Genomic DNA, 6,304 nt, shown 5'->3' with positions numbered 1-6,304 from the left:
GTCTTACCTTAGTCCCTGCGATTGAGGTAAACGATGAAGTAATGGGCGATGATATTTTCTTGGGGCATGATACCCTAAGTAACAGGTTGCCTTATCAGCAAAACTACATGCGTAAAAAATATACGCAAAAAGTAGCACTTGGGGATGGTATTGTATTGCAGTTTCACACTACAGCAGCAGCCATTGACGTAAATGCCAGTATAACCGACTGCGAGGGCAATAGCATCTTTGTTTTAGACGTTTCTTATATTGACAAAGGTGTTTATAAGGGCTACGACAATAAGGGCAATACAGTAGCCTACAATACCCTACAGTACAATTTCAGGTTTTCGGACTACTTCGACGAAAATGACGAGGGTCTTTACCGCGTAGCAATAGAGATTGATTACGRTGGTATCAATACAGCCGCTTTCAGGAGTGAAGTAATAGACCTCAAAGAAGAACACGAGGGTACGGAGCGTCTGGAATACACATGCGATACCAACCGATTAGAAACACTATTTGAGCAGCATAGCACAGGTTTCGGGCGTAGATTCCCATTTAAGATTGGAGCCATTGAGCCAAAACGCGAAGAATCGGATTTTATCTCACAGGCGCAAAGGATGGTAAAAGTAACGTCTTATGCCTATAATCTGTATGAGTTCTATTTTGAGAACTTAACAGACTTTGAAGTAAACGCGCTCAACTATATATTGGCCTGCGATAAGTTTTGCGTAAATACCCAAACATTCATTACCAACGAAGAAATAGAACTGCCTACAAGGGACGGCATTACGCCGTTGTATCAGGCTAGTGTAACGGTAAGGGATGCTGAACTAAACCAGGGTATTACCTACGTTGGTACAGATACGATTGTGTTGTTTGATCGCCCTTACCCTTTCAATGTTTTTTTTAACGTCATGGAGGACGGTTTTAGCCGTATTGCGGTTGTACCTGATGCCCGTGTATTTGAGAGTGACGGAGATATTGACGGTTTCGCGGCTGATTTAAATGCAGGCCTAAAGCTACAGCAGGGGTTAAAGGGAACATTCAGCAGGTCGGGTACATCATTACGTTACACCAATGGACAAGGGGAAAACTACCGCGTCTCTAATGAGAACGTAATAGCCACCAAGAAAATAGAAATGACTGTCGAAACCTTTTCGGCTTCACAGCAATACAGGTTCCAGCACAGGSRGTTTTATTGCGCGGTGGATTGGGGGGATGGTTCGCCTATGGTAGCAAATAACTTTGGTTTTAATTCATCTTACCATATTGAGCAACACACCTATTCAGCAGAAAATACATACACGGCAACATTTTGGTGGGCGCCAAACAATGTAGCAGGCACACCAATAGAGGGCACGGGGCTAAAGTTTCAGCCACCATTTAACCCCAACGGCGGGGCTGATTATTCGGTGCTTAAAAACCTTGTTGGGTATGGCAATGCTTACAAGCTAAAGGAGTTGTTTATATTCTACGCTGATTTTTCAGGCGTTACCATCAATACTGATTGGGTAAAAGATGCCTACATGGTATTGGAGCAAATGCAGATCATTAGCTGCAATATGGACGATTATGACTTTACCTCACTGAACTTAAACGGCACATTAAAATGGAGCGTACTAAGGGCGGTGAACTTCGGAGCAAATGCGCTGCCAGTTGCGAATGTCAATAACATATTAGTGGTATTATCCAATAAACTTACTTACCCCACACCCGCAAAGAACATATTTATTAAAAACCAAACACCCCCAGCACCGCCGAGTGGTAACGGTATTTTGGCTAAAAATAAAATGCTCGCAGCAGGATGGGTAGTTCAAACTGATTAATATGGCTGTATTAGCATCATTATGCGGTGGGTGCATATTTATTTGGCGGGGTGAAGATGTAGAGGTAGCATACCTAATAACAGACGATGGCGAAGCTATTACCGATCATTTGGGCAATCCAATTAACATACAAGGCATTTCAAATATGGAAATACAAGAATTAGAGCTACTGGAAGGCGATAGTTTCCCTGATGGCTCATTTATCCCCGTAGCCGTTCCTGTTGGCGGTGGGGAATACGAAACAAGAAAGATAGACCTTTCAGGCGCACAGGGCTTTTTGCGCTACATTGATGTTATTGCCGATGGTTCAGACACAATACAGGATGCCAGAATACAAGGCAAGGAAATAAAAGGCTTATCTTATGAAACGGCATTCCTTAACCCTGCGAACTTTACACAGGTAGACGATACGATAATAAGCCCCATAATAGAGGGATTGTCAGACGTAACAATAAGACTATATTTTTAGCATGAGATATTTACTATACATACTGGCATTTATGCCCTTATTTACATACGGGCAAGGCACAACACAAATAGGTGCTACACGCCCCGAGGATACAACCAAAATAAGAGGCGCGGGTGTGCGAATGGATGGCAAAGTAATATTTGGCGGACTGAAAAATGCAGCTAATCAGGTGTTAAGTACGGATGCGGCAGGTAATGTGATTTTGGTTGAGGGTGGCAGCGGTGGCGGTGTCACAACAGAACAGCTTACAGATAGCTTGTCTAAATTTCTAAGGGCTACGCGCGTTCCTATTCAGGATTCAGGATTTAGAACAAAAGGGACGATCAACGGACGTGTATTGGTGTTAGGTGATACTATTTCTAATGCAGCTATTGCTAATGGCTTTACATTAGTTATTAGCAAAGATTCAGTCAATCCAGTAGCAGCAGCGCCTACTACAATAAACATACTCAATAGGGTTGCCCGTACAACTTCATCCAGTGCAGCCGCAGGAATAAGGGGTATTAGCATTAATGCTCAAGTGGGGTCAGCCAATACCCAAGCATGGGGCACAGGTACAATCCCATCCCACCCAACAACAATTGGATTTTCAAGCACTATAGGGGCGCAAAACGGGTCATCCGGTACTATCCCATATGCAGCAGCATATTTCGGAATGGGATTAGGCGCGGCGACATCTGCCAAGTTCAGGCAGATAGATTTGATGAATCTTACAGGGTCGTCTAATCTTGATGTTGACTACCTGATAGGTTGGCGATTATCAGACATTGACAACATTGCAGATACAGGTAATGCTGCTATATACCTGTCAAATAATGACCTGGATAGACCTATGAAAGGTGCATGGGGTATATTTCAGAACAATGGTACTCCAAATTATTTACGCAATGGTATGTTCATCGCCCCCAATGGCGAAAACTACTTAACGGGTATTGATTCAAGTAAGGCACGTTCTGACTTTATGGCTAATAACAAAAAATGGGGCATCTTTTCAAGGCGTGACATACATACTAACAACCTGGAAGCAGACGGCGAAGTTTGGATAAACAAAGCGGATAGCGGCGATTATAGACTACAAGTAAACGGCGGTACCTATATTAGTTCAGGACTTAACCAAACAGTATTCAGGTACAATTCAGGCGGCGTAGATAAAACCGCAATGACTGTACTTTCAGGTAATGCAACTGGAGGACATATTTTAGGTTTAAGAAATGGTCAAGTAGATGCGAAATACAATCTTATCAATGGTAATGCGCATACTTCACAGGTAGCCCCGATAGTATCGTTAAAGAGAGAAGGAAACTTAGCAGATAGCTTCCAAATTACCAATAACCTTAAAATAAAGGCTACTGCAAGCGATTACACCACAGGCGGTTATAAAGCCATTGTAAGGAATGAAACTACAGGCATTTGGGAGAAAACTACCATAAATGGCGTAGATACTACATCATTGTCTAGCAGAATAAATAACAAGGTATCAAAGACAGGCGATACCATGAGCGGGAAACTGGTACTTAACGACCAACTTGTATTGAAAGACTATGTTACTACAGCGGATGCCTTTGAACTTCCTGTAATATCAAAAGGTGCGTCTACAAACGGCGAAATAGAAACGCGTGACGTGGCTGATATAAGAACATATTTGAATGCAGAAGATTTAGCCAATAAAAGCACAAACACGTCTTTAGGGTCATCCAACCTGCTTTACCCTTCACAGAATGCGGTAAAAACGTATGTCGATAATGCCAGCACCGCCGACCGCAACCGCGCAAACCATGCAGGTACACAGGCGCAAAGTACTATTGTTGGTCTTGCTGATACATTAGCACAGAGGGTAAAGCCTAGTTTGGATAGTGTGAAACTTGGGCTTAAAACGCTTGTTAAAGCTAATGTAACTACAACAGATGCTACTATAACACCCATATATACTATGTCGTTGCCTAATAATGGGGATTTTGTAACTTTTTTTATGGATGTAACAGGTAAAAGCGGTAATAGCTACTCGCGTTATATACGCTCGTTTTTATATAGAAATTCATCAGGAACAGTGAGTAATAACGGATTTGTAAATGTAGGCTCACAGGTTTCTGATGCACCCTTAAATGGCGTTACCATATCAGCACGGGTAGTAGGTACTAACGTTGAAGTATATGTACAAGGCTTGGCTGCTACTAATATTACTTGGAGAGCATTAATAGATTATACATACGGTTTATAAAAACAAAATATATCACTATGACAGGTTACGAATTAATGATGATTTTGGAAAGTAAAAGCCCCTCGGATAGGTTAGAAATACTAACCTACTTACAGGCTAACTATCCTGACCCGCATTCAGAATTAATGTCTGTATATGGCTTTTTAAATGTAGATCGCGCAGGATTTGGGGAAGCTCTTGCAAACTCTGCTAATCCACAGGCAACTATATACGTTCAAAGCACAGCCGACACCACTTACAGCGTTCCAAAGTACGCCAAAGTGATACTTGTAGATACAAGTTCAAATAGCAACACATCTACACTGCCAACAGATGAAATAATGGTGGGTAAAATGTTCTATGTGGTCAAAACGCACGCTAATAATACCATTACAGTAAACGTAGACAATAGCGGCACTATTAACGGGCAATCAAACTATGTGCTATTATCGGAACACGAAACGGCAAAGTTCCTGTACATAGGTGACGATAAATTTGTAATCCTTTAAAATCTATAACCATGAAATACATCTTTACGGCTTACATTTTCTTAGGTACGTTATTGGGTTCGGCACAATCAGCAACCAGGGTAAACGCTACCAATGCCGCGCCTGTAACAATGAGCAATACGGCAAAAATATTATGGGTAGACAACAACGATCCCAACAACACTATAAAGGCATCATCGACTAGCACAACGGTATATACTAAGGATGCAGCCGATGCCACCTTTATGAAAACCAGTGTAGCGGCTGATAGTATTAATGCAATGAAAACTACTATCAACAATAACCAAGCGGCTACAAATAGCCAGTTCGGTAATTACTATACTAAAACGCAATCCGATGGAAGGTATTTGCAAACCGCGCCTGTATCTAGTGTTAACGGACAAACGGGAGCAGTTACAATAACAGAATCAGACCCAACGGTAAGCGCAACAGTAAAGGCCATAACATATACCAATGTAAACAACTGGAATGCTGCTGCAACTGCATCAGGCAAGACAAGGGTTTACGATAAGAACGGGCTAATATCTTCAAATGGTATGCCCATGACAGATACATTTACCATATCGACAGCAACACCTACAATCAGTTTTGCGACCCTAATGAGCAATATAGGTGCTACAGCGTTTAAGATTAAAGCAGTAACAGGATATAGAGTAGGAGCCACTACAAGCAATTCACCGCAAGTTTCAGTTACCACCCTTACATCAAATAGTGCTAGTTTCATTATCAATCAAACAAACACTGCAACATTGACATTGCTTTCTACTAATTTGCTTTCGGGGTTGCCTACAATATTAGCGCCCGATCCGCAAAATGTAAAGCTAGTATTGGACATAATTTTTTACTAAACAATCATAAATCAGAACAATGTCAAACAAACGGGTATTTTTCCCTATTGAATCGAAGAACGACATACCGCTAGTAATAGCAGGCGAAACTTTTACAAACGCATGGACAGCAAAGGAATTGGCAGAGAACGACAGCCGTTTTAAACTGATATGCGGTTATCTGAAAGACAGCAACGGTGATGTAGTGCAGGGTAAATTCCTTCAAATGGAGATAGCGCAGGCAGACCCATTACCAAGTGCCGAATTTGAGAATCATATCACATCAGAGCCGTATGAACTGGATGCACAAGAATATACAGACGTGTACTTGCCTAATGGCGGTTCAACTAGCCTTTGGGGACAAATCCCAATCAAAAAACCACACTGGTAATGACTAAAAAATCCGCTTTGCTTTTGGCTGCTACATTCATATCCCTGATAACGGGCATACGCTCTATTTGGGGTAGCGAAGAAATGGCAGACCGTGCTTT

At 41.8% G+C, this 6,304-nt stretch carries 6 protein-coding genes; all 6 read left to right on the top strand.

The features are described from left to right. A partial coding sequence (locus tag VF06_RS38605) for a hypothetical protein (RefSeq protein WP_218964551.1) occupies window positions 1-1,811 on the top strand: 1,811 nt, incomplete at its 5' end. 1 nt (window position 1,812) lies between these two features. Further along, window positions 1,813-2,280, top strand: a complete 468-nt coding sequence (locus VF06_RS38600; protein ID WP_099076488.1) for a hypothetical protein — start codon at window positions 1,813-1,815, stop codon at window positions 2,278-2,280. 121 nt (window positions 2,281-2,401) lie between these two features. Further along, complete coding sequence (locus VF06_RS38595) at window positions 2,402-4,498, top strand: hypothetical protein (RefSeq protein ID WP_143874547.1); 2,097 nt, start codon at window positions 2,402-2,404, stop codon at window positions 4,496-4,498. Between the two features lie 17 nt (window positions 4,499-4,515). Further along, complete coding sequence (locus VF06_RS38590; protein ID WP_099072213.1) at window positions 4,516-4,986, top strand: hypothetical protein; 471 nt, start codon at window positions 4,516-4,518, stop codon at window positions 4,984-4,986. A gap of 11 nt (window positions 4,987-4,997) precedes the next feature. Continuing rightward, window positions 4,998-5,834 carry a hypothetical protein gene (locus tag VF06_RS38585; RefSeq protein WP_099072212.1) on the top strand — a complete coding sequence of 279 codons (837 nt, stop codon included), beginning with the start codon at window positions 4,998-5,000 and terminating at the stop codon, window positions 5,832-5,834. A 19-nt stretch (window positions 5,835-5,853) separates the two neighbouring features. Continuing rightward, entirely contained in the window at window positions 5,854-6,204 is a 351-nt protein-coding gene (locus tag VF06_RS38580) for a hypothetical protein (RefSeq protein WP_099072211.1), read from the top strand. Window positions 6,205-6,304 lie beyond the last annotated feature (100 nt).

It is taken from the genome of Nostoc linckia z4 (genome assembly GCF_002608075.1).
GTDB classification, from domain to species: domain Bacteria; phylum Cyanobacteriota; class Cyanobacteriia; order Cyanobacteriales; family Nostocaceae; genus Nostoc; species Nostoc linckia.
Note: the sequence above shows the minus strand (reverse complement) of the source record. Positions and strands in the feature narration are given on the sequence as shown.

Excerpts from the sequence above, each read along its gene's own strand:
- VF06_RS38590 (WP_099072213.1), top strand. The coding sequence starts at position 4,516 with ATGACAGGTTACGAATTAATGATGATTTTGGAAAGTAAAAGCCCCTCG.
- VF06_RS38580 (WP_099072211.1), top strand. The coding sequence starts at position 5,854 with ATGTCAAACAAACGGGTATTTTTCCCTATTGAATCGAAGAACGACATA.
- VF06_RS38600 (WP_099076488.1), top strand. The coding sequence starts at position 1,813 with ATGGCTGTATTAGCATCATTATGCGGTGGGTGCATATTTATTTGGCGG.
- VF06_RS38585 (WP_099072212.1), top strand. The coding sequence starts at position 4,998 with ATGAAATACATCTTTACGGCTTACATTTTCTTAGGTACGTTATTGGGT.
- VF06_RS38595 (WP_143874547.1), top strand. The coding sequence starts at position 2,402 with ATGGATGGCAAAGTAATATTTGGCGGACTGAAAAATGCAGCTAATCAG.